Source organism: Streptomyces sp. EDA2-14 (genome assembly GCF_054963755.1).
This window is the reverse complement of the sequence record NZ_JBUEGE010000027.1, coordinates 67,791-90,956: the sequence shown is the minus strand read 5'-3', so window position 1 is coordinate 90,956 and position 23,166 is coordinate 67,791. Positions and strand designations below refer to the sequence as shown.

At 71.3% G+C, this 23,166-nt stretch carries 20 protein-coding genes; 9 read left to right on the top strand and 11 right to left on the bottom strand.

The annotated features are described in order from the left end of the window. The first annotated feature begins 2 nt into the window (after positions 1 to 2). The 3 genes from ACY34M_RS38730 to hypE are packed head-to-tail and all read left to right on the top strand — an operon-like array spanning position 3 to position 2,298. The gene (locus ACY34M_RS38730; protein ID WP_462722987.1) at positions 3 to 155 is read left to right on the top strand and encodes a hypothetical protein; all 153 of its coding nucleotides are present in this window, start codon (positions 3 to 5) and stop codon (positions 153 to 155) included. Further along, positions 152 to 1,267 (top strand): hydrogenase formation protein HypD, encoded by a 1,116-nt coding sequence (gene hypD / locus ACY34M_RS38725; protein ID WP_462722988.1) that lies wholly within the window; start codon positions 152 to 154, stop codon positions 1,265 to 1,267. The genes ACY34M_RS38730 and hypD overlap by 4 nt, the downstream gene beginning before the upstream one ends. Next, positions 1,264 to 2,298 carry a hydrogenase expression/formation protein HypE gene (hypE, locus tag ACY34M_RS38720; RefSeq protein WP_462722989.1) on the top strand — a complete coding sequence of 345 codons (1,035 nt, stop codon included), beginning with the start codon at positions 1,264 to 1,266 and terminating at the stop codon, positions 2,296 to 2,298. Before hypD ends, hypE begins: the two co-directional genes overlap by 4 nt. A 333-nt stretch (positions 2,299 to 2,631) precedes the next feature. On the opposite strand, the gene ACY34M_RS38715 is transcribed toward hypE, so the two are convergent. Further along, on the bottom strand, positions 2,632 to 3,384 hold the full coding sequence (locus tag ACY34M_RS38715) for a FadR/GntR family transcriptional regulator (RefSeq protein WP_462722991.1): 753 nt from the start codon (positions 3,382 to 3,384) through the stop codon (positions 2,632 to 2,634). A gap of 243 nt (positions 3,385 to 3,627) precedes the next feature. On the opposite strand from ACY34M_RS38715, the gene ACY34M_RS38710 reads away from it, so the two are divergent. Continuing rightward, the gene (locus ACY34M_RS38710; RefSeq protein ID WP_462722992.1) at positions 3,628 to 5,043 is read left to right on the top strand and encodes an MmgE/PrpD family protein; all 1,416 of its coding nucleotides are present in this window, start codon (positions 3,628 to 3,630) and stop codon (positions 5,041 to 5,043) included. A gap of 101 nt (positions 5,044 to 5,144) precedes the next feature. Here ACY34M_RS38710 and ACY34M_RS38705 read toward each other — a convergent pair whose 3' ends face one another. The 4 genes from ACY34M_RS38705 to ACY34M_RS38690 are packed head-to-tail and all read right to left on the bottom strand — an operon-like array spanning position 5,145 to position 8,936. Then, positions 5,145 to 5,996 (bottom strand): HpcH/HpaI aldolase/citrate lyase family protein, encoded by an 852-nt coding sequence (locus ACY34M_RS38705; RefSeq protein WP_462722993.1) that lies wholly within the window; start codon positions 5,994 to 5,996, stop codon positions 5,145 to 5,147. Beyond that, complete coding sequence (locus ACY34M_RS38700; RefSeq protein ID WP_462722994.1) at positions 5,993 to 7,159, bottom strand: acyl-CoA dehydrogenase family protein; 1,167 nt, start codon at positions 7,157 to 7,159, stop codon at positions 5,993 to 5,995. The genes ACY34M_RS38705 and ACY34M_RS38700 overlap by 4 nt, the downstream gene beginning before the upstream one ends. After that, on the bottom strand, positions 7,144 to 8,382 hold the full coding sequence (locus tag ACY34M_RS38695) for a CaiB/BaiF CoA transferase family protein (RefSeq protein WP_462722995.1): 1,239 nt from the start codon (positions 8,380 to 8,382) through the stop codon (positions 7,144 to 7,146). Before ACY34M_RS38695 ends, ACY34M_RS38700 begins: the two co-directional genes overlap by 16 nt. Next, the gene (locus ACY34M_RS38690; protein WP_462722996.1) at positions 8,379 to 8,936 is read right to left on the bottom strand and encodes a MaoC family dehydratase; all 558 of its coding nucleotides are present in this window, start codon (positions 8,934 to 8,936) and stop codon (positions 8,379 to 8,381) included. The genes ACY34M_RS38695 and ACY34M_RS38690 overlap by 4 nt, the downstream gene beginning before the upstream one ends. Before the next feature lie 283 nt (positions 8,937 to 9,219). Here ACY34M_RS38690 and ACY34M_RS38685 point away from each other — a divergent pair, with 283 nt between their 5' ends. Together ACY34M_RS38685 and ACY34M_RS38680 are read left to right on the top strand one after the other, a co-directional pair. Beyond that, positions 9,220 to 10,569 carry an MFS transporter gene (locus ACY34M_RS38685; protein WP_462722997.1) on the top strand — a complete coding sequence of 450 codons (1,350 nt, stop codon included), beginning with the start codon at positions 9,220 to 9,222 and terminating at the stop codon, positions 10,567 to 10,569. A gap of 242 nt (positions 10,570 to 10,811) precedes the next feature. Continuing rightward, positions 10,812 to 11,012 (top strand): hypothetical protein, encoded by a 201-nt coding sequence (locus tag ACY34M_RS38680; RefSeq protein ID WP_462722998.1) that lies wholly within the window; start codon positions 10,812 to 10,814, stop codon positions 11,010 to 11,012. Between the two features lie 192 nt (positions 11,013 to 11,204). On the opposite strand, the gene ACY34M_RS38675 is transcribed toward ACY34M_RS38680, so the two are convergent. From ACY34M_RS38675 to ACY34M_RS38665, 3 genes are all read right to left on the bottom strand, one after another. After that, positions 11,205 to 11,996 carry a hypothetical protein gene (locus ACY34M_RS38675; protein ID WP_462722999.1) on the bottom strand — a complete coding sequence of 264 codons (792 nt, stop codon included), beginning with the start codon at positions 11,994 to 11,996 and terminating at the stop codon, positions 11,205 to 11,207. 189 nt (positions 11,997 to 12,185) lie between these two features. Continuing rightward, a complete protein-coding gene (locus tag ACY34M_RS38670; protein ID WP_462723000.1) occupies positions 12,186 to 12,953 on the bottom strand; it encodes a hypothetical protein in 768 nt (255 codons plus the stop codon). A 181-nt stretch (positions 12,954 to 13,134) separates the two neighbouring features. Continuing rightward, positions 13,135 to 14,484, bottom strand: coding sequence for a PucR family transcriptional regulator (locus tag ACY34M_RS38665; protein WP_462723001.1), 1,350 nt, complete (start codon positions 14,482 to 14,484; stop codon positions 13,135 to 13,137). 257 nt (positions 14,485 to 14,741) lie between these two features. Here ACY34M_RS38665 and ACY34M_RS38660 point away from each other — a divergent pair, with 257 nt between their 5' ends. The 3 genes from ACY34M_RS38660 (at position 14,742) to ACY34M_RS38650 (ending at position 19,437) form a co-directional block, all read left to right on the top strand. After that, positions 14,742 to 16,436 (top strand): amidohydrolase, encoded by a 1,695-nt coding sequence (locus ACY34M_RS38660; RefSeq protein WP_462723002.1) that lies wholly within the window; start codon positions 14,742 to 14,744, stop codon positions 16,434 to 16,436. Between the two features lie 20 nt (positions 16,437 to 16,456). Next, positions 16,457 to 17,821 (top strand): MFS transporter, encoded by a 1,365-nt coding sequence (locus ACY34M_RS38655; RefSeq protein ID WP_462723003.1) that lies wholly within the window; start codon positions 16,457 to 16,459, stop codon positions 17,819 to 17,821. Between the two features lie 191 nt (positions 17,822 to 18,012). Continuing rightward, positions 18,013 to 19,437, top strand: coding sequence for a 3-hydroxybutyrate oligomer hydrolase family protein (locus tag ACY34M_RS38650; protein ID WP_462723004.1), 1,425 nt, complete (start codon positions 18,013 to 18,015; stop codon positions 19,435 to 19,437). 70 nt (positions 19,438 to 19,507) lie between these two features. Here ACY34M_RS38650 and ACY34M_RS38645 read toward each other — a convergent pair whose 3' ends face one another. The 3 genes from ACY34M_RS38645 to ACY34M_RS38635 all read right to left on the bottom strand — a co-directional run bounded on the left by ACY34M_RS38645 (position 19,508) and on the right by ACY34M_RS38635 (position 23,118). Then, the gene (locus tag ACY34M_RS38645) at positions 19,508 to 20,299 is read right to left on the bottom strand and encodes a DeoR/GlpR family DNA-binding transcription regulator (RefSeq protein ID WP_462723005.1); all 792 of its coding nucleotides are present in this window, start codon (positions 20,297 to 20,299) and stop codon (positions 19,508 to 19,510) included. A gap of 63 nt (positions 20,300 to 20,362) precedes the next feature. Continuing rightward, positions 20,363 to 21,721 (bottom strand): GntT/GntP/DsdX family permease, encoded by a 1,359-nt coding sequence (locus tag ACY34M_RS38640; protein ID WP_462723006.1) that lies wholly within the window; start codon positions 21,719 to 21,721, stop codon positions 20,363 to 20,365. Beyond that, positions 21,718 to 23,118, bottom strand: a complete 1,401-nt coding sequence (locus tag ACY34M_RS38635) for a homoserine dehydrogenase (protein ID WP_462723007.1) — start codon at positions 23,116 to 23,118, stop codon at positions 21,718 to 21,720. Before ACY34M_RS38635 ends, ACY34M_RS38640 begins: the two co-directional genes overlap by 4 nt. Positions 23,119 to 23,166 lie beyond the last annotated feature (48 nt).

The window sequence follows — 23,166 nt, the reverse complement described above, 5'->3', positions numbered from 1 at the left end:
CCGTGACCGACAGCCCGCACATCGTCAGCGACGCCGCCCGAGGAATGGTTCCGCGCCGGATCAGGCGGCTCCAGGTCGTCACAGCGCAGGGGCTGCTCGAAGGCGTGGTGGACCTTCGCATGAACTTCACCGACTCGGCCCCGAAGCGGCGATGAAGTACCTCGACGAATACCGTGATCCCGTCCTGGCCCGGCACCTCCTCGCCGACCTGGCGGCCACCGCCACCCGGCCCTGGCGGATCATGGAAGTGTGCGGCGGGCAGACGCACACCCTCGTCCGCCAGGGCATCGACGAACTGCTGCCCGCGGGCATCCGCATGATCCACGGTCCCGGCTGCCCCGTCTGTGTCACCCCGCTGGAGACCCTGGACCGGGCCATGTCGATCGCCGCCCGCCCCGGAGTCCTGTTCACCAGCTTCGGCGACATGCTGAGGGTGCCCGGTTCGACGACGGACCTGCTGTCGCTGCGGGCAAGAGGAGCGGACATCCGTGTCGTCTACAGCCCCATGGAGGCGGTCCGCCTCGCCGCCGAACTCCCGGACAGAGAGGTGGTGTTCCTCGCCGTCGGGTTCGAGACGACCGCCCCGGCCAACGCCATGGCGGTCCTCCAAGCGGCGCGGCTCGGGCTGCCCAACTTCTCCCTGCTGGTCAGCCACGTCCTCGTACCGCCCGCGATGACCGCGCTGCTCGACGACCCCGACTGCGAGGTGCAGGCCTTCCTGGCCGCCGGGCACGTCTGCGCGGTCATGGGCTGGCGCGCGTACGAACCGATCGCCGACCACTACCGGGTCCCCGTCGTGGTCACCGGATTCGAGCCGCTCGACCTGCTGGAGGGCATCCTCATGGCCGTACGACAGCTGGAGAGCGAGCGGTACGTCGTCGAGAACCAGTACGCGCGCGCCGTGCGGCGCGACGGAAACACCGAGGCCCGGCAGGCGATCTCCCGCGTCTTCCGCATCACCGACCGCGCCTGGCGCGGCATCGGCACCCTGCCGGACAGCGGACTCGAACTCGCCGCGTCCTACGCCCGGTTCGACGCGGCCAGGCGCTTCGACGTCGCGGATCTGCGCCCCGTCGAGGACCCCGCCTGTATCGCGGGCGCCGTCCTGACCGGCGCAGCGCTGCCCACCGACTGCCCCGCGTACGGCACCCGATGCACACCCCGCACTCCGCTCGGCGCCCCGATGGTGTCCGCGGAGGGCACGTGTGCCGCCTTCCACACCGCCGGCCGCACCCGGGCCGAGTCCACCACGAGGAGCGCACCATGACCCCGGCCTGCCCCACGCCGCACCACGAGGAGGAGATCCTGATGCTGGGCCACGGCGCGGGCGGGCGACTGACCGCCGAACTCCTCGACGAGGTCGTCCTGCCCGCGCTCGGCGCCCCGCCCGACGGCGTGCTGGAGGACGCGGCGCTGCTGCCCGGAGACAGTCGGCTGGTGCTGTCCACCGACGGATTCGTGGTCGATCCCCTGGTCTTCCCCGGCGGTGACATCGGCTCGCTCGCCGTCCACGGCACCGTCAACGACCTCGCCATGCGCGGGGCCCTGCCGGTCGCCCTCGCCCTCGCGGCCATCGCCGAGGAGGGGCTCCCGCTCGCCGCACTGCGCGCCGCCCTGCAGTCTGCGGGGAAGGCGGCGCGCGAGGCCGGTGTCCCGGTGATCACCGGTGACACCAAGGTCGTCGGACGCGGCGCGGCCGACCGCCTCTTCCTCACGACCACCGGCATCGGCCGCCGGATCCCCGGCCTGGAACCGTCCGCCGCCCGCGCCGGGGCCGGAGACCACATCCTCGTCTCGGGACCCATCGGGCTGCACGGTACGGCGGTGCTCTCCACCCGTGAGGGCTTCGGCTTCGAAACCGCCGTCGCCTCCGACACGCGGCCGCTCCACCGGCTCGTTGCCGCGCTTGCCCCCTTCGGCCTCGATGTCCACGTGCTGCGGGATCCGACCCGTGGAGGGGTCGCCGCCGTGCTGAACGAGATCGCCCGGGACGCCGGGGTCGGCGTCGAGATCGAGGAGAGCGCCCTGCCCGTGCCGCCCGAAGTGAGCGCCGCCTGCGATCTTCTGGGCCTCGACCCGCTCATCGTCGCGAACGAGGGGTGCTTCGTCGCCTTCGTGGCGCGAGGGTCGGCCGAGGCGGCGCTGGAGGCGTTGCGAAGGCTGCCGGAGGGCCGCCTGGCCACCCGTATCGGGGAGGCGGTCGAGGACCTGCCGGGCAAGGTGACCTTGCGTACGCTCGTCGGCTCGCGACGCATCGTGGACATGCCGCTGGGGGAGCAACTGCCACGCATTTGCTGAGAGGCGGGTCTGGCCGTGGGCCGGGCATCCGCCCGGCGCGGACGACGGATTCCACGGTGAGCCCTGCGCCGCGCACAGTGTCGTAACGGTTCAGGCAGGGCTGAATCCGCGCGCGGTGCAGGCTCGTTTCCCCGGCAGGAGTGATACGGCGCGCGCTAGCGAGACGGCTGAACTGACGGACCCGTACTGGCTCGACTCGCCCGTCCTCGGGCATGGCGGGTCTGCCTGTGAGTGCGACCGCGTCGACGGTTCGCAGGGCGCCGCGCTGCGCCTCGTGCTCGTCGGCGTGGCGAGCGGACTGATCGTCGTGGCGCTGGCTGTCGCCCTGGCGGTTTAGGACCTTTCCGGCGCCGGCGCTTCCATCTGTTCGTACAGGTGGCGCAGGCGCATCAGGTGTTCACGGGTGAGGCGTTCGGCCGCGGCCGCGTCGCCGTCCTCGACGGCGCGCAGGATCGTGACATGGTCGTCGTCCACCTCGTCCCACTGCTCGCGCGCGACGCGGTCGCGGTGCAGGCGGCCGCTCAGGACCTCGTTGATGGGCCGGCACATGAGCGTGAGAAGCGGGTTGCCGGTGGCCGAGACCAGAGCGGCGTGGAAGTCCCAGTGGACGGTGAAGCCGCGGGCCGGGGCGAGGTCGGCGGTGCTGGCAGCGGCCGCTCGCAGTGTCTCCAGGGCATCACGGTCGGAGCGTTCGGCGGCGAGTCCCGCGGCCACCGGCTCCAGGATCAGACGGCCTTCCAGCAGGTTTCCCACCGTCAGGTTCTCGGCGTTGACGAGAAGTCCGAGCGAACCGCCCAGGTTCTCCGCGACGCTGCTGGCGCTCGGCGTCGAGACGAAGCTGCCGCCGGTCACCCCTCGCGTGGTGACCACCAGGTGCTGGCTGGCGAGCAGCCGGAGGGCCTCCCTGACCGTGCCGCGGCTGGCCCCGAACATCCGGGTCAGCTCCGCCTCGCTGGGCAGCCGGGTGCCGGGCGGCAGCGCACCGCTGATGATCTGCTGCTTCAGCTGGTCGGCGACCTGGCGGTAGGCGGCTTGGACGCGCTGCACCTTCAATTGCGGCCCGTCGACGGTCTCCCTGCCAGGCATGCGGCCCCCTCTCGTCCTGGTGACGCCCGTGCGGGCGTGCGCCCCAGAGTAAGCCATCAGTGGATCAGCCGTACCGCTTGCTGCGAACCGCTCCACCATAAAAGTCCGAACTTTGAGCTGTCTGTCCCTTCGGCGGCTGAAAAGCAGCCACTGAAGGTTCACTTGAGGGTGCAGTGACGGTTGACCTAAAAACGTCCGACTTTTAGATTTGAGGCGCCATGCCACGCCGTCAAGGAGGACGCGTTGCCTGAGAATTCCCGCCCCACCCTCGCCGAGCAGGTCGGCGAGTTCGCCGCGAGCACGACCGTCGCCGACATACCCGAGGAGGTGCTCGAGCGGGCCCGCCATCTGATCCTCGACTCCATCGGCCTCGCCTTCGCCTCGACCGCCTACCCCTTCCCCGAGGTCGCCCGCGAGGCCCTGACCACCCTGGGGTCCGGAGACATCCCGGTCCTCGGTACCAAGGACCTGCTCGACGCGCGCGGCGCCGCCGTGCTCAACGGAGTCCTCATCCACGGACTGGACTTCGACGACACCAATATCCCGGCCGTCACCCATGTCTCGGCCGCGGCCCTCCCGGCCGCCCTGTCCGCGGCCGTGGCCGCGGGCGCCGACGAGGCCGAACTGCTCACCGCCTACATCCTCGGCGTCGAGGTGTCCGCCCGGGTCGGCCTCGCCGGGGCCGGCGCGTTCCACGACATCGGCTGGCATCCGACCGCGGTCGCCGGCGCCTTCGGAAGCGCCGTCGCGGCCGGGCGCATCGCCGGCCTGGACGCCGCGGGGCTCGCCACCGCGCAGGGCGTGGTGGGCTCGATGACCGGCGGCCTGCTGGAGTTCCTCGCCGACGGCGCCTGGACCAAGCGGCTGCACCCCGGCTGGGCCGCGAGCTGCGGCATCACAGCGGCCACCTTCGCCCGCGCAGGCTGGAGCGGCCCGCCCGCCGTCTACGAGGGCCGCTTCGGCCTCCTCAACACCCACCTCGCCGGACGCGAGCACCGGCCCGAGGCGGTCGCCGAGGCGCTCGGCGACCGCTGGGAGGTGCTGCGGACGGCCGTCAAGCCGTACCCGGTCTGCCACTTCATCCACGCCTTCGCCGACGCGGCCCGCGTCCTGCGCGAGTCCGGCGGACTGCGCGCCGAGGACATCGCCTCGGTGCGCTGCGCCATCCACCCGACGCCGGGCAAGGTGGTGTGCGAGCCGGCCGAGGACAAGCTCGCGCCCCGCAACGAGTACGACGCCAAGTTCAGCCTGCCGTACGTGGTCGCCACCATGCTGGTCCACGGCAGGTTCACGCTGGCCGAGCTCGCGGACGAGGCACTGGCGGACCCGGAGGTCCTCGAACTCGCCCGCCGCGTCGAGGTGGTGGAGGACCCGGACAGCGCCTTCCCGCACGCGTACTCCGGCGCGGTCGAGATCCGCACCGCGGACGGCCGCACGCTCGCCCACCGGGAACACATCAACCGCGGGCACGACGAGCGCCCGCTGACCAACGAAGAGATCCGGGCCAAGTTCCGCGAGTCGATGGCGGTGGCGAACGGCCCCACGGACCCGGACCGCGTCGAGCGGGCCGTGCTCGGGCTGGGGCGTGACACGGGCGCCGCGACCGGCCCGGCCGACCGCACCGCCCGAGCGTTCGCCGAGGCATGCAGGGCTGGGTAGCGCGGTAACGCGGTAGTGCGGTAACGCCGCGTAGGGGAAGGGGAGTTGATGCTGCCACATCAACTCCCCTTCCCCTACGCGGCATGCGCGGCGGGCTGTCGTCAATCGACCCCGGCGAGGGCCAAGGTGTGCCGCGCCCGTCGCACCACCGGTGCGTCCACAAGGCGCCCGTCGAGCACCGTCACCCCCGAACCGTTCGCGGCGGCCTCCTCGGCCGCGGCCACGACCGCTCGGGCCCGTGCCGTCTCGTCCTCGGTCGGCCGCATCGCCGCGTGCACCACCTCCACCTGGCCGGGGTGCACGCACATGCGCCCGAAGAAGCCCCAGCGCGCGGTCTGTTCGGTGTCCCGCCGGAAGCGGTCCAGGTCGCGCAGTTCCGCCAGGACCGGAGCGGGCGGCGGCGCGAGACCGGCGGCCGAGGCCGCGGCGACCACCCGGGACCTGGCCCAGGCCAGCGGGGCCGGGTCCACGTCCGGTGCGCAGGTGCCGAGTTCGGCCGCGAGGTCGTACTCGCCGATGCTCAGCGTCCGCACCCCGGGGGTCGCGGCGATCCGCGGAGCCTCGTACACGCCCGTGGCGGTCTCGATCAGCGGGAGCAGCGGGAGGCGGCGCCCGCGGGCCGCTTCCGCGACCTCGGTCACCCGGCACAGTTCCGCCTTCGGCAGCACGATTCCGCCGAACGGCGTCTCGGCGCGGCCCAGTTCGGCCAGGTCTGCCTCGCCCAGTGCGGGTTCGCTGTTGATCCGCACCCAGACCTGCTCGGCGCGGGCGGGATCGGCGCGCAGCCATGCGGCGAGGCCCGCCCGCGCCGTCTCCTTCGCGCCGAGCGGGATCGCGTCCTCCAGGTCGGCGACGGCCACATCGGCCGCGCCGACCGCCCGGACCAGACGGTCCGGACGGTCGGCGGGGCAGAACAGCCAGCTCCGTGGGACGGGTGTTGGCGCGGGATTCACCATCCGACCTTCCCCCGGCCCGAGGTCAGCGAGCGGGCGATGACGGTGCGCATGATGTCGCTCGTCCCCTCGCCGATGGTCATCAGGATCGAGTCGCGGTAGAGGCGCTCGATCTCGTACTCGGTGGAGTAGCTGTACCCGCCGTGCACCCGCATCGCGTCCTGCGCGGCCTGGAGAGCCGTCTCGGAGGCGAACAGCTTGGCCATGCCGGTCTGCAGATCGGCCCGCTCGCCGCGGTCGAGCTCGGCCGCCGACCAGTACGTCAGCAGGCGGGCCGCCTGCAACTGCGTGGCCATCTCGGCCAGCCGGAGCTGGACCGCCTGGAAGTCGTGGATCGGCTTGCCGAACGCGCGGCGGGTACCGGAGTAGGCCAGCGCCTCGTCGTACGACCGCTGGGCGATGCCGAGGCTGCGCCCGGCGATGTTGAGCCGGCCGACCTCCAGGGCGGACAGGACCTGCTGCATGCCCCGGCCCTCGACCCCGCCGAGCAGGTTCTCCACCGGCACCCGGACATCCGTGAAGACGACCTCGCAGGATTCGGTGCCCTTGTAGCCGAGCTTGGGGATGTCGCGGGTGACCTCGAAACCCGGGGAGTCCGCGTCGATGAGCAGAACACTCATGCCGCGGTGCGCCGGGCTCGCGTCGCGGTCCGTCTTCACCAGCACCGGCAGCGGGTCGGCGTAACGGGCGTTGGTGATCCACATCTTGGCGCCGTTGACGACGTAGTGGTCGCCGTCGCGGACCGCGGTGGTGCGGATGCCCTGGAGGTCGGTGCCCGCGTCCGGCTCGGTGAGCGCGATGCCGGTACGGCGGCGGCCCGCCGCGAGATCGGGCAGATGGCGCTTACGCTGCTCCTCGGTACCGTGCCGGGCGATCATCCAGCTGGCCAGCGAGTGGCTGCCGAGGATGCCGGCCACGCCCATCCAGCCGCGCGCGATCTCCTCGAACATCAACGTGAAGGAGACGAAGTCCGCGGCGGCGCCCCCGTACTCCTCCGGGATGAGCAGGCCGAACAGGCCCAACTCCTGCATCTGCTCGACGATTTCGGTGGGGTAGCGCCCCTCGTGCTCCCAGTCCCTGGCCACCGGGACGATCTCGGAGTCCACGAAGGAGCGCAGCATCGACTGGAACTGCTTCTGGTCCTCGTTCAGTTGGAAATCCACGAGACGCTCCCGTCCGGTCCGAAGGCGCCCTCGCGCGCCAGCTTCTTCAGGTCGTCCGGGCCGAGCCCGGCGAGTTCGGCGAGCACCGACGCGGTGTCCTCGCCGAGCGAGGGGGCGCGTCGGTGCTCGGCCTTCGGGGTTCCGGCCCGCACCGGCGAGCCGACCTGGCGTACTTCGCCGAAGCGCGGATGACTCGTCGTCACGATCATGCCGCGGGCCTCGGTGTGCTCCTCGCGCAGTGCCTGCGGCACCGTGTTGATCGGTGCGCACGGCACCCCGGCGGCCTCGAGTGCCGGCAGCCACTCCTGAGTGGTGCGCCGGGCCAGTTCGGCCTCCAGCAGGCGTACGCAGGCGGCGGAGTTCTCGTAGCGCAGCGCGGGAGTGGCGAAGCGGTCCTCGGCGGCCCACGCGGGCGAACCGAACGCCGCGATCAGGCGCTCCCAGAACTTCTGCTTCGCGCAGCCGATGACGATCCACGAGTCGGCGGTCGGAAAGTTCTGGAACGGCACGAGACTCGGGTGCGCCGAGTGGTGGGTGCGGGCCGGTTCGAAACCGCGGTTGAGGTGCCAGGTGGCCAGGTACGTGAGCATGCCGAGCGCGGTGTCGTACAGGCTGACGTCGCAGTCCATGCCCTTGCCGTCGCGGCGGGCGGCGTGCACGGCGGACAGCATCGAGATCGCCGCGACCAGTCCGCCGGTGTAATCCACCATCGACAGACCGGACTTGGTGGGCGGCCCGTCCGGCTCCCCGGTCACCGACATCCATCCGGCAAGGCCCTGGAGCATGTAATCGTAGCCGGGCTGGGCCGAGCGCGGCCCGGTCATGCCGTAGCCGGACAGCGAGCAGCAGACGATGCGCGGGTTGAGGTGCTTGAGGTCGTCGTAGCGGATGCGGATCTTGCCCGGCACGTCGCCGCGCAGGTTCGAGTAGACGGCGTCGCAGTTGCGGACGAGCTCCTCGAAGGTGCGCCGGCCCTCGGGGTTGGAGAGGTCGAGCGCGACCGAGCGCTTGTTGCGGTTGAACGCCTCGAAGAAGAGCGAGTCGCCCTCCTCGGCGTACGGCGGCGTGGAACGGCCCACGTCGCCGCCGTTGCGCGGGTCCTCGACCTTGATGATCTCCGCGCCCAGGTCGGCCAGATGCACGGAGCCGAACGGCCCCGCGCCGTACTGCTCCACGGCGAGAATGCGGATGTCCTGGAGGGGGAGAGGAGGTGTCTGGCTCATGCGCGCGCCTCCGCGGCCTCGGTGTCTGCGCCCGCGGCGAGCGTCATCGGGCCGTTCTTCGCCTCGGGGAAGGAGTCGATCTCCTTGGCGTGGCTGCGGCGGTAGATCAGCACCGTCCGCTCGAAGGACAGGCACTCGTCGCCCTCGGCGTTCAACGCCCGTGTGCGCACGCCGATCAGACCCGCGTAGGGCCGGGACCGGGACTCCCGTTTGGCGGTGCACAGCGACTCCGCGTACAGGGTGTCGCCGACGAAGACCGGGTGGGTGAGCTTTACGTTGGTCAACTCCAGGTTGGCCACCGCGCGTTGGCTCACATCGGTGACGCTCTGCCCGATCAGCATGGCGATGGTCAGGCCCGAGTTGACGATGATCTTTCCGAACGGTGTGCCCGCGGCGTAGTGCGCGTCGAAGTGCGCGGGGTGGGTGTTCATCGTCAGCAGGGTGAACCACGTGTTGTCGGCCTCGCTGATGGTGCGTCCCAGAGGGTGCCGGTAGACGTCCCCGACCTCGAAGTCCTCGTAGAAGCGCCCCTGCCAGCCTGTGTGCACCGCCACGTCCGCAACCTCCTTCTCGCAGGCGGCCTCCTGCCCGGCCCGAGGCCGGACCGCCGCCCATGGATGGGTCGTCAAGGCCATCGGGACGCTGATCCCGGTGGCCGACGAGCGACGAGTATGCCCCCGGACGGACCCCGCGATCAATACGTCCGACATTTAAAGATAGAGGCCTCTTGGAGATGCCTGGTCCAAGCAGACAACCCTTGCAGGAAGCCTTGACAGCCCCATGGCCCTAATGTCAGATCTTTGCGACACGGACCTCGATTCGGACCCTGGGAGTGCCATGGATGTCACGCCCGTTCCACCCACCGCGCAGTTGTCCCACTCTCCGGACGCGCGACTCGATCGCCTCACCGTCCCCACCCGGACCCACTGGATCTGGATGGTGCTACTCGGCTTCCTGTTCGCCTTCGACCTGGTGGACCTCAACACCTTCGCCTACGCGGCCTCCGCCATCCGCGCGGAGTGGGGGCTGTCCATCGGCACGGTCGGGGTGGTCACCTCGGCCTCGTTCTTCGGCATGTTCGTCGGAGGTGTGGTCGGCGGCAGACTCGCCGACCGCTTCGGCCGACGACCCGTCATGCTCGTGGCAGGCGCGGTCTATTCGATCGGATCGCTGCTCAGCGCCGTGGCGCCCGACATCGTCTTCCTCGGCGCCACCCGCATCGTCACCGGGATCGGCCTGCAGGCCATGACCGGAGTCCTGCTGGTCTTCGTCAGTGAGATGTTCCCGCCCGCCAAGCGCGGCCGGTTCCAGTCGCTCATCCTCGCCATCGGTCTGGTGGGTGTGCCGATCGTCGCCGCGTCCTCACGCGTCATCATCCCCATGGGGGAGGGGAGTTGGCGCTGGGTGTTCGTGGTCGGCGCGGGCGGGGCGCTGGGCGTGGCCGCAGCCATCAAGCTGCTGCCCGAGTCCGCCCGTTGGCAGGCCGCGCACGGCCGTGCCGCCGATGCCGAACCGCTGCTGCGTCGCCTGGAGGGCGAGGCGCGCGCCGCGGCCGGTGGTCAACTCCCCGAGCCGACCGAGACCGTGCGGGAAGAGCCCACCGGCCACATCCGCGAACTGTTCACCGCGCGGTACGTCAAGCGCACCGTGGTCAGCGCCGCCGTGATGGTCTGCCTGATCCTCGCCTACTACGGTTTCAGCTCCTGGGTGCCGACGCTGCTGGTGGAGCGCGGCTACACGCAGACCGAGAGCCTCACCTACTCCCTGGTCCTGTCGATCGCCGCCGTCCCCGGCGCCCTGCTCGCCTGGCCGTTCGTCGACCGCTTCGAGCGGCGGAACATCATCCTGTGCACGGCGTCGACCGCGGCGGTCTTCGTGCTCCTCTTCGGCCTGGCGCAGGAACCCGCGCTGATCATGGTCGCCGGCTTCCTGAGCATGATGCTGATGCAGACGACGGTTGCCGTCCTCTACACCTACCTCCCGGAGATCTTCCCCACCTCACTGCGCGGCATCGGTTCGGGACTGGCCAACAGCCTCGGCCGCTTCTCCGGCATCATCGGCAGCATGATCGTGGCGGGTGTCTACTCGGGCTTCGGCTTCGGGGCCGTGTTCGGGTACCTGACGGTGGTCCTGGTGCTGCTCGGCACGCTGCTGGCGCTGTTCGGGGAGCGGACCAGGGCGTCCTGACCGGGCGGTCGGCCCGGCCCGGGACGCCGCATCACATGAGGAACTGCTGAGAGCGCGCCCCAAGGACGGCCAACAGGATGGCCAACACGCCCGGCACATGCTGTCCTGGCGACGGGGGTGTTACGCGGCCGTCGGTTCCGTGCCCCTCGATCCGGAGGGGGACGTCATGAATCGTTGGTGCGACGGGTGTTGCGGCGCCCGCGTCGACGAGCGGGACTGATTCGTGGCCCGCGGGGGGGTGCATGTGTGTGTGCCGTGCGGCGCACCGGGACGATCCGGGGTTGTGCACGGGCCGGACGCAGATGTTCGTGGTGATGGCCGTGCACGGGGCGAAGGCCGACGAACCCGACGACGGGGAGGAGGTGTCGATTCCGATGTGCCGACCGTGCTGTGAGGTCGCCGAGCGGCATCCGCGCGCCCGGTGGGTCGTCGAGCTGCCCTGATGGGTGTACGACAGCGCGCGGCGCCGGAGCTTCTGCCTCGAGGTGGCCTTGTGCCTTACCAGGTCACCCGGAGGCTCCAACGCCCCTACGTTGTAGCCCAGTTGCCAGGTCGAGCTCGACCCGGTCGCGAGCCAGTTCGTTGAGGGCCGTCGCGCTCCGGGCCGCCGTGCGCATCGCCGGTCAGGACGAGGCTCAGTTGTGCTCCTCGTCGATGGTGACGGCGGCGACCTTGTCGAACTTGACGACGATCCGTACGCCGCCCTTCTTGGCGGCGGCCTCGAGCTCGTCCTCGGTGCACTGAGTGATCTCGCGGTCCTCGCCGCAGATCCAGCCGCTGCCGTTGATGGTCGTGTTAGTGGTGGTGTAGAACGCGGTCTTGATGCCTTCGTTGTCCTCGAGGGTGTACTTGCCCGGGGCCAGGTAGCCGAGTTCCCCGGAGCGGAGGCCGCTCGGGTTGCCGGTGTCCGAGTCGCCGCCACCGCTGCTGGAGTGGTCCTCGACGATGCTGACCGCCGTGCCGTTCTTGATCTTCACCGTGGCGGGTACGCCCTTCTTGGACGCGGCCTCGAGCTCCGCCTCGGTGCACTTGGTGGCGGCCTGGCCCTCGGAGTCGCCGCAGATGCGTCCTGCACCCTGGATGTCGGTGTCGGTCGAGGTGAAGAAGGCCTGCTTGGTGTCCTTCAAGTCGCTGACGGTGTACTTGCCGGGCGCCAGGTAGGAGACGGTGCCGAACCAGGTTCCGCTCACGCCCTTGCCCTGAGCCGTACCCCCCGAACCGCTGCCGGCCTGCGACTCCGTGCCGCCCGTGGAACCCGCACCGTCGGCTCCGGACGTGTCCTTCGCGTCCGCGGCCGTGGTCGGCGACCCGGAACCGCTCGACGCGTCGCCGCCGTCCGCACCTCCCTGGCAAGCCGTGAGCAACGTGGTCGTGGCCATCAGAGCGGCGGCGGTGAGGACGGCCTTGCGGCGGTGGTTGCGAAGCATGATGTGGCTCCCCGTTGGTGTGTTGGTGTAGGGACGTGTGGCCGGTCGGTCGGCCGGGCCGTGCCCTTGTTCGATCTTGAGCCTGCCTGATCGAGTGTGTTCGGGGGAAGCGCAGTTACGAGGTGATGACGATCTGGGCGTGCCCTTGAGACACCGAAACATCCCTGAGGCAACGGGTCATGGAGCGCTTCAGTCGCCCCTTCCGGCGCTCAGCTCCGCGCTGGCCCGTTGGCGGAACTGTGGGAATCGCTCCGCCTTCGGATCCAGCACGTCGATGAGGTTGATGAGCTTCTGCTGGAGTTCGGCGAGGCGTGGTGCAGCTCGCGCGGTGTCCTCGGCGAGCCGGTCGACGTCCTCAAGGAGTGGAGTGAACCACCGGCGGAACACGTCGTCACTCTCGAGCTTCTCGCAGAACTCGGCGTAGCCCAGGCACTTGCGACGGCCTGGCTCGCCATTCGGATGCACCATCAGTTCTCCGATGGCCCGTTGCTCGACACGCCAAAGACGCAGTATGTCGTCGTGCCGAGTAACAGTCCGGTTCAGAGCTGTACTGATGGACGAGATGACCCCCACAGCGTTCCGATTGGTCTGTGACTGACCGAGGTCGAGGAACTGGATGTCCCGCCGGAGAATCTCCACCCATCCCAGGTACTCGGCGAGCACGAACACCGTGCTCCGGCGTACGAACTCCCGTTGCTTCGGCGTGCCTTGCACATGAAAGGAGCTGACGAAGCCGTGGTGCGGCCCCGGTGACTGATCGGTCTCGTGACCGCGCAGGATGTTGTACAACCTGGACTGCAGGTCGTATGCGGCCCAGGCCAGCGAGGCCCCGTAGGAGTCCATCAGGTTCCGCTGCTCCACCAGACGCAGGCGCCGCTGCGTCCAGTAGCCGAGCACCGCCGTCGTGGCAGCGCCGCCCAGCGCCACGAACGCGGAGACCAACGTCAGTACGTCCACTGCACCGCTCCCTGTGTGCTCGCGGGCATCGAGGGTACCGCCGACCCCGTTCGCATCTCCCCGGATTTGCCGACGGCGATACGTCATTACTGGGCCCGCAGGGCTGCCCGCACATGCGTGGCGTCGATCTCTGCCCGCGATCAGTGGCCCGTACGAAGTCGCCGACGGGCCCAGGACGGTGTTACGTGGTTTGGGTTTCGGCGCGGAGGGCGAAGAGGATCGTGGCCGCGTCCGCGGGGCGTGTGGGGCGGTAGCCGGTGAGGGACTCGAAGCGGGACAGGCGGTTCAGGACCGTGTTGCGGTGGCAGTACAGCTCGCGGGCCGCGGCGCTCGCCGAACCCGTGTCGCAGTAGGTGGTGACCGCCTCGACCAGGCGTTCACGCTCGTGTGGCGCCAGGTCGGAGAGGCCGGCCAGCACCGTGCGGGCCAGGACGGCGGCCGTGGGGCCGAGGCGGGCGACGGCCACCGGCATCCAGACGTCCGCGAGGGTGACCGGTCCCGCCGCGTCCGGGGGGAGTACCGAGGCGATGGCCTCCGTGATGCGCACCGCGTCGGGGATCCGGGCGAGACCGTGCGCCGTCGGGCCGAACGCGCACGCCACGTCCTTGAGCCACCGCGGGGGACGACCGTCCGCGCCGGGCGGCAGCGCGGTGATCAGCACGAGCATGCCGTGGTGCTGCTGCAGATGCGTGCCCCGGTCGCTGAGGTGGGCGTCGACGGCCTCCCGCAGCCGTGCCTGGGACTCGGGCGGCGCGATGGCGACCGCGAAGTCGCCGGTGGCCTCCACCTGGAGCAGCGTCGCGGTCTGCGCGAGGAGCTGCGGGTCGCGCCCGTCCGACGACAGCAGTCGTCCGATCAGCGTGGCCCGTTCCCGCGCGCGCTCGCGGTCCATCACCGCGATCTCGTCGACGTACGCGGCATGGGTGTGCACCGCGTGGTACTCGACGGCCTCCCAGACCCGCACCGCGCTCCGGGTCAGGTCGGGCAGCCCGGCGGTGGGGGTGCGCTCCAGGAACTCGGTCCACAGCACCCGGAAGTCCGTGCGGATCGCCTGCATCAGCGCGTCCAGTGGCACGCCCTGGTGGGCGCGGCGGCGGCCCAGCTGTTCGGAGGTGGCCAGCAGCTCCGGGGAGGTGGGCAGGTCCGCGATGAGGCGCAGGAGGAGTTCGTAACAGGTACGGCCGATCTGCGTCAGCTCCGGCCGGTCGACGGCTCCCCGGTAGCCGTCGAACTGCGAGATCTCGTCCACGTAGCGCTCGACGAGGCGGTCCAGGTCGTCGAGGCAGTCGCGGACGAGGGCGTGCAGCGCCCGGGTCACCGGCTCGGACGTCCCGCGCTCCCGAGCCGTCTCCGTGACCGCGGATGTGACCGCGGATGTGACCGCGGATGTGACCGCGGATGTGACCGCGGATGTCGCCGCGGCCGTGGCTGTGGACGTGGCCACCGCTGGGGTGGAGTCCGAGGTCGGGTCCGTGGTCGGGTTTGTGGTGTCCGTGGCCCTCTCCGTCCTCGCGTCGGTCGGCTTGTGCATTTGCCCATTATGGCGCCGTGAACCGTAAGCGGTCCGCCACTGTTCGCAGCGCTGTTCACCAGGCATTCTGCTGGTTGTGAGCGGAGTGCGTTCACGGAGGCCCCCGAAGTTCACTGGCCATTGCCCAATCGTCTTGGGCGGCGGACCCGGACCGGGGGCCGACCCCCGTGGACCGCCCGCGGACCCGCCCTCCGCTCCGTCCGTGTCCGTCCGTCGCCGGCCCCGCTCGTCCGGCCGCACCACCAGGCCCGAGGCTCATGATCGATCTGAAACTCACCAACGCCCGCATCCGCACCGTCGACGACCGGCGGCCCACCGCCCACACGCTCGGGGTGCTGAACGGCCGGATCGTCGGCCTGGACGACGACATCGCCCACCTCCCGGCGCGCACCACCGTGGACCTCCACGGCGCCACCGTCGTGCCCGGCTTCGCCGACGCGCACAACCACATGGCGTGGTTCGGACAGACCCTCGACGAGCTGGACCTGTCGGGCGCCGCCACCCTGGAGGCCCTCTACGACATGGTCGCGGCACGCGCCGCCACCCTGCCCGCCGACGCGTGGCTGGTCGGCGCCGGGTACGACGACACCGTCATGGGCGCGCACCCGCACCGCGGCGCCCTCGACCGGGCCGCGGGCGGCCGCCCGGTGTGGCTCAAGCACCGGTCGGGACACATGTGCGTGGTCAGCAGCCCCGTGCTCGACCGGGTGGGCGTGCTCGACGGCAGCGTGCCCGAGCCGGACGGCGGTGTCGTCGTCCGCGACGCCGACGGCAGCCCCACCGGACTGCTCCAGGAACGCGCACAGAACCTGGTCACCTCCTTCACCCTGCCGGTCTCCGTGGAGGGTCTCGCCGACGCGATCTCCAAGGCGGCCGCCGTCTACACGGCCGAGGGGCTCACCCACGTCACCGAGGCGGGCATCGGCCAGGGCCTGATCGGGCGCAGCCCCGTCGAGGCCGCCGCGTACCAGCTCGCCCGTGAGCGAGGCACACTGCCGGTGCGCGTCGAGATGATGGTCGCGGGCGACAACCTCCACGCGCTCGCCGCGCACGAGTCGGACGGCATCACCACCGGCATCGACCTCGGCCTGCGCACCGGGTTCGGCGACGACCGGCTGCGGATCGGCCCGGTCAAGCTGTGGCTCGACGGCTCCCTGATCGGCCGCACCGCCGCCGTCACCGAGCCCCTGTGCGGGCACGGCCACCACGGCGTCTACCAGGGCAGCCCGGACGACATGCGGGACCTGATGGTCGCCGCGCACCGGGCCGGCTGGCGGGTCGCCGCGCACGCCATCGGCGACGAGGCCATCGACCTCGCCCTCGACGCCTTCGCCCGCGCGCAGCAGGCGCTGCCGAGGCCCGACGCCCGCCACCGCATCGAGCACTCCGGTGTGGTCCGCCCCGACCAGCTCGGCCGCTACGCCGACCTCGGCGTCATCCCCGTACCGCAGCCGCACTTCCTGCATGCGGTCGGTGACACGATGGCCGAGGCGCTGGGCCCGGAGCGCGTCGGCTGGCTGTACCGGCACCGCTCGTTCCTGGAGCACGGGCTGCGGGTGCCCGGCAGTTCGGACCGGCCGGTGGCCCCCGGCGCGCCGCTGCTCGGCATGCAGTCGATGGTCGAACGGCTCAGCCGCGAGGGCCTGTTGCTCGCGGGCGACGAGCGGGCCACCGCCGAACAGGCCCTGCGCGCCTACACCCTGGACGCCGCGTACGCGAGCCACGAGGAGGACCGGCGCGGCAGCCTCACGCCCGGCAAGTACGCCGACTTCGTGGTGCTGTCCGACGACCCGGTCACTGTGGACCCGGCCCGGATCGCGGCTGTCGAGGTCCTCGCCACCTTCGTCGAGGGCGCCTGCGTGCACGGTGCCGACGCCCTGGACGACCTCGGCCCCGCGACCGGTACCCGTCCCGCCGTTCCCGTCCCTGCCCCCGCGCGGCCCAGCGCGTGACACCGCACAAGGAGCACCCCATGACGCAACTCGACCGCACGCAGGCCGAGGCGGGCCAGGCGCCACCGGGCGGGACCGACCCGGCCGCGAGCGGCCCCGTGGTCACCGGCAAGGAGGCCGGACGCGTGGCCTTCGCCGCGTTCGTCGGCACCGCCCTGGAGTGGTACGACTACTTCCTCTTCGGCACCGCCGCCGCGATCGTCTTCAACAGCCAGTTCTTCTCGTCGCTCGACCCGGCGACCGCGACGCTCGCCGCGTTCGGCACGTTCGGCGTCGGCTTCGCCGCGCGGCCCCTCGGCGCCGTCCTGTTCGGCTGGCTCGGCGACCGCATGGGACGCCGCCCGGCCCTGCTCATCACCGTGGTCAGCATCGGCATTGCGACCGGCGTCATCGGCCTGCTGCCCGGCTACGCGACCATCGGTCTCGCCGCACCGCTGCTGCTGGTCTTCCTGCGGCTGCTCCAGGGCGTCGCCGTCGGCGGTGAGTGGGGCGGCGCCGTCACGCTCGCCGTGGAACACGCGCCGCCCGAGAAGCGCGGCCGGTACGCGGCGCTGCCGCAGATCGGTTCGCCCGTCGGCACGCTGATGTCCTCCGGTGCCTTCGCGCTGGTGCTGATGATGCCGGAGGACGCCTTCGACTCGTGGGGCTGGCGCCTGCCGTTCCTGTTCGCCTTCCCGCTGACCGCGCTCGCGTACCTCTTCCGCCGCAAGGTCGAGGAGTCCCCGCTCTTCGACGAGCTGCTCCGCAAGGACCAGCGTGCCAAGGTGCCGGCCGTCGAGGTGTTCCGTACGGCCTGGGGCCGCCTGCTCGTGGCGATCTCCTCGGCCCTGCTGGGCGTCGGCGGCTTCTACCTGCTGACCACGTTCGTCATCAGCTACGGCACCGACACCCTCGGCCTGCCGAAGGGGCTGATGGTCAACGCGACGCTCGTCGCCGCCGTGGTGGAGATCTTCGTCATCCTGGCCATGGGCAGGCTGTCCGAGCGGATCGGCGCGGGCCGCGTGACCCTGTGGGGCGGCGTCGCCTCCGCGGTGTGCGCCTTCCCGGTGTACTGGCTGATCGACACCGGCAGTCACATCGCCGTGATCCTCGCTGTTGCGCTCGGCATCGCGCTCCTCGCGGTGACCTACGCCGTCTCGGGCGCCCTGCTCACCGAGCTCTTCCCCGCGCATCTGCGCTACAGCGGGGTGGCCCTGGCCTACAACATCGCCGGCGCGGTGACGGGCTTCCTGCCGATGATCGCCACGGCGCTGCTGAACGCGGCCGGGGGTTCGGTGTCCTGGCCGGCCGCGGTGCTGCTGGCCGCCATCTCACTGCTGACCGCGCTGGGCGGCCTGTTGGGCGCACGACTGCGCGTGCGCGACGACGTGGTGTCCGACGCGTAGCGCGGCCCACCGTCGCGAATGCCCCTGAGCCGCCCGCGGTTCAGGGGCATTGCCGTAGTACGGGGCACGGCCCGCCATGGTGTCCGGCGCCGCGATCGGCGCCCGGACCATGGCGGGCCCACACATGTCGCACAGGGGCACCGAGGGCCTAGCCTCCGGGCCGTTCGCACCACGCGACTTGGAGGAGACCGATGCTCTCGCTTCGTACGGCCACCAGGACACCCCGCAGACGGAGGGTCGCCCTCGCGGCTCTCTCGCTGGCCGGAGCCTGCTCACTGGTCGCCGCGTCCGCAGCGACGACGCCCGCGGCGCCGCCCGGCGGCCACTGCGCGGGCCGCTCCCAACTGCGCGTACCGGGTGCGGAACGCCAACAGGCTGACTGTCTCGACGAGTTGACGACGGCGGGCACGGTGCAATCCGGGCACACGGACCCGGCCGACTACAACGGCCTCACGCCGAAGGACCTGGCCACACCCACCGGCGTCCCCGGTGTCCAGATCGACGGGTACTTCCCCGACACCTCGACCACGAACACCAACCACGGGTGGAACCACGACGCCCAGTTCGTGATCCGGCTGCCCGACCACTGGAACGGCGGCCTGGTGGTCACCGGCACCCCGGCCAACCGCGAGCAGTACGCCAACGACCGCGCCATCGCCGACTGGGTCCTCAAGCGGGGCTACGCCTATGCCGCCACCGACAAGGGAAACACCGGCCTCGCCTTCTACCGCGACGGCGACCGCCCCGGCGACGCCATCGCCGAGTGGAACGACCGCGTCACCCAACTCGCCCGCGCCGCCAAGGCGGTGGTGGCCCAGCGCTACCACCGCCCGCCCACCCGCACCCTCGCCACCGGCATGTCCAACGGCGGCTACCTGGTGCGCTGGCAGCTGGAGAACCACCCCGAGCTCTACGACGGGGGAGTGGACTGGGAGGGCACCCTGTGGCGCACCAAGGGCCCCAACCTGCTCACGTTCCTGCCGCCCGCCCTGCGCGACTACCCCACGTACGCCGCCGGGGGAGAAGGCGCCGAGGCCGCGCGGCAGGCCCTGCACAAGGCCGGTTACCCGGCCGGCTCGGAGTTCCTGTGGCCCTACCACCACAAGGTCTACTGGGACCTGACGCAGCGCATCTACCGCGAGGAACTGGACCCGGACTACGACGGCGCGACGGAGGCGGGCACCCCGTACTGCGCGCCGGGGACCGCGGGGTGCGACGCGGACTACGACTACGCGGCCAGGCCCGCCGAGGTCCGGCGCGCCGTCGACCGCATCGCGTTGACGGGACGTATCGGCAAACCGCTGATCACCTTGCAGGGCACCCTGGACGTGCTCCTGCCCATCACCAAGACTTCCGACGTCTACGCCGACATGGTGCGCACAGCCGGACGCGGGGCGCTGATGCGCTACTACCGCGTGGAGGACGGCACCCACGTCGACTCCCTCGTCGACAGCTTCCCGGACAGGCTCCGCCCGGTCCTCCCGTGCTATCGCTCCGCCTTCGAAGGCATGGAGAAGTGGGTTTCGGGAGCGGCGCGGCCCCCGGCCGACCACACGGTGCCGCGCCCGGACGACGCGGACACCGCGACGCTGCTCACGAGCTGCCCGCTGGATTAGCGTCCCTGCGCATCCCTGCACGTCCCTGCGCATCCCTGCGGGGGAAAAGCGGCACCGGGACCGCTGTTCTTCAGGGTTGGGCCAGGCGGAGTTCGCAGCCGCTGTCGCGGACTCCCGTGGCGGCGCCTTCGGCCAGGGCGGTGTCGGTGATGACCGTGTCGAACGCGGCCAGCGGAGCCACCCGGTACTTGCCGAAGGTGCCGAACTTCGAGGAGCCCGCGACCAGGACCGAACTCGCCGCGGACTCCATGGCCGCCTGTTTGACGTCGACCTTGGGTTCCGACGGGGTCGTGACACCGCGCAGCAGGTCCCAGGAACTGGTGCTGATGAAGGCGATGTCGAGGGCGAGCTGACGCAGTGTCGCGGCCCCGAGCCGACCGACGCTGGACCGGTTCGCCTTGTCGATGCGGCCGCCGGTGTGGACGACGTCGAGGTGGGGCGCGGCCATGAGTTCGTCGGCCGTGGCGAAGTCGTTGGTCACGACCGTCAGGTCGTTGAGCCCTGCCAGGGCCGGGACCATGGCGAGGAGGGTGGTGCCCGCGTCGAGGTAGACGGTCATGCCGTCGGTGACGAGGCGGGCGGCCTCGGCGGCCATGGCCCCCTTGGCGGGCTGCTCGACGTGGGTCTTGTCCTGGAAGCTGGGTTCGGTGCTGACGTGGCTGGCGATCCTGACGCCACCGGGCACCGAGACGACCAGCCCCTGTCGTTCCAGCTCGGCGATGTCCCGTCGTACGGTCATGTGGGAGACGTTGAACAGCTGCGTGATCTGCTGGACGCTGAGCACGCCCTCCTTGCGCAGGTGGCGCAGGAGTCGCTCTCGCCGCTGGTCCGGGATGAGCGGCAGGTGCTCCTGAGCGGTCATCGTCACTCTCCTCTGTGATTCGTATGTGACGTTAGCCGATGATCATGCTGCTCCGTCGGTGCGTCAGCCTCCGACGAAGGTGCTGAGCAGCAGGACGCCGCCGAGGCTGAGCAGGGACTGCAGGGACAGCATGAGGGTCCAGGTGCGGAACGTCTGGGAGACGGAGAGCTGGAAGTACTCCTTGAACAGCCAGAATCCGGAGTCGTTGACGTGGGAGAGCATCACGGCGCCGGAGGCGGTGGCGAGCACCATCAGTTCCGGGGAGACGCCGGGGTAGGCGGTGAGCAGCGGGGCGACGATGCCGGTCGCGGCGGCCGTGGCGACGGTCGCGGAGCCGAGGCAGATGCGCAGCAGGGCGGCGACGAGCCAGGCGAGCAGCAGCGGCGGTATCGACCAGTCGACGGCGTAGTCGGAGATGATCTTGTCGATGCCGGTCGCGGTCAGCATCTCCTTGAGTCCGCCGCCCGCGCCGAGGATCAGCACGATCGCGCCGACGGGCCCGAGCCCCTTGCCCGCCATCTTCTGAAGCTGCGTCAGGCCGAAGCCGGAGCGCACGCCGAGCGCGAAGAAGGCGAAGACCACGGCGGCGAGCAGCGAGAGGACCGAGGAGTCGCAGGCCTCGAAGAAGTAGTACGGCAGCGTGCCCTCGGCGGTGTTCGAGGTGCCCAGGGTGCCGATGAGCATGAGGCCCGGCGGGAGCAGGACCGTGATCAGGGCGAGCGCGAAGGAGACGGGGCGCCGCTGGTTGTCCGGCGCCGGGTCGGGCTGCGGCACGGGGCCGCGGTCCAGGTCGGGGGCCGGGCCGAACCACCGGGAGGCCACCTTGGTCAGCAGCGGTCCCGTGACGACGGCCAGCGGGATGCCGATCAGCAGGCCGTACAGGATGGTGAGGCCGGTGTTCGCGCTGTAGGCGGACACGGCGAGGGTGGGCGAGGGGTGCGGGGGCAGCAGGCCGTGCGAGACGTACAGGCCCGCGGCCATCGGCAGGCCGACGTACAGCAGATGCGTGTTCGTGCGCTTGGCGACCGCGTAGACCAGCGGCACCAGCATGACGAAGCTGACGTCGAAGAGGTGCGGCATGCCGATGAGCAGGGCCGCCGCGGTGATCGCGGTCGGGATCCACTTGACCGGGCGCGCTCCGATGAAGACGGTCGCGATGCGGTCCGCGCCGCCGGAGCCGAGCAGGATGCCGCCGAGCAGGGTGCCGAGGCCGATGGTGGGGCCGCTGCTGGCGAGCGCGTCGCCGAAGCCGTCCTGGAAGTGCTCGACGGTCTTGCCGGGCGAGATGCCGGCGGCCAGGCCGAGGCCGAGGGCCGACAGCGCGAGCGCCAGGAACGGGTGGAGCTTGAACTTGGTGATGAGCACGACGAGCACGGCGACGGCCGCGGCGCCGAGCAGCAGGTGCTGGACGTCGGTGCTCACGACCGCACCGCCGGGGTGGCGGGGCGGGCGGCGCGGCCGGCGTTCCAGGCCTGCGCGAGGTCCGTGTCGGCGTCGGCGAGGTCGCCGAGGCGGACGAGTTCGCCGGCGGCGACGGGGCGGGCCAGCGTGGTGTGCGCGGCGAGGTAGAGCGGGGCGACGTCGGTGGGGGAGTCCTCGTCGCGCAGCAGCACGGCCTGGACACCGGTGACGTCGTGGTGGTGCCCGCCCATGTCGAGGACGGTGCCCGCGGGCAGGTCCTGGCGGGCGCGGCCGGCCAGCACGGCGTGGCCGCGGGGATCGGTGCCGCCGGAGGGGCGGTGGTGGAGCACCGCCGACAGCAGCGACAGCGGGGTCTCGACGCCCATCAGGTGGTACGGCAGGTAGACGGCCGCGTAGCCGCCGTCCTGGCTGACGACGTGGCCCTTGCCGCGCAGTGTCTCCCAGGTCTCGGGGTCCCCGGTGCGCACGACGACGAAGACGCCGCCCGCGAAGGAGGCCTCGTCGGGCAGGCGCAGGGCGCTGAAGACGTCGACCGCGCCGTCGCGGCGCAGCACGCCGCCGTCCTCGCGCAGCCGGTAGATGTCGGCCAGTTCCGCGATGCGGGCGACGGGGTAGTGCAGCCGCTCGGTGTCGGGCTTGAATCCGGTGTTGGTGGCGACGACGGCCATCTCGCAGTAGTCGGCGGTGGCGCCCTGGGGCAGGGCGGACACGGCTTCGGCGCGGGCCTTGAGGGTGCCCGGCGCGTCGTCGCCGAGGGTGAGGAGCGCGCCGAGGTCCGGGGCGGCGACGGTGGTGTCGAGCTGGGTGACGGTGCCCTGCTCCGGGTCGAACACGAGGTCGTACTCGCTCGACTTGCCGATGGCCACGATGTCGAGGCCGAGGAACTGCGCCCAGGTGACAAGCCCGATCAGGTTGGCGGGCTGGTCCCCGTCGGCGGTCGTGTAGACGAGGCCCGCCCGCTCGGCGAGTTCGGCCAGGTGGAGTCCGGCGACGGAGTCGACTTCCTTGCTCACCATCGCCACGTGACGGCCGGCCTCCAGTGCCTCCTTGGCCATGGCGTAGCCGTGCACGGGGCTGCCGGTGGCCTCCACCAGGATGTCCCAGTCGGCCGCGCCGAGGAGGGCTCCGTCGGCGACCAGGGCGATGTGTCCCTCGCGCCGGGCGCGGGCGACGGCCGCCTCGTCGGGGCAGTCGGCGAGGCGGGCCGTGTCGTAGCCGAGTTCGCCGAGCATGGCGCGCAGCCTCGGCAGGTCGCGGTCGCACAGCACGGACGGCTGCAGGGCCTCGATCCGGAGGGTCTGCGCGAGGAGGGTGCGGGCGAATCCGCCGCCGGCGCCGGACAGTGCGTAGCGCACGCTCCGGCCCTCGGTAGCGGCGAACAGGTGGTGCAGGTTCACGGGCCCTCCTCGATGAGTGCTCACAGGCAGACGTGACCTCGGCACAAG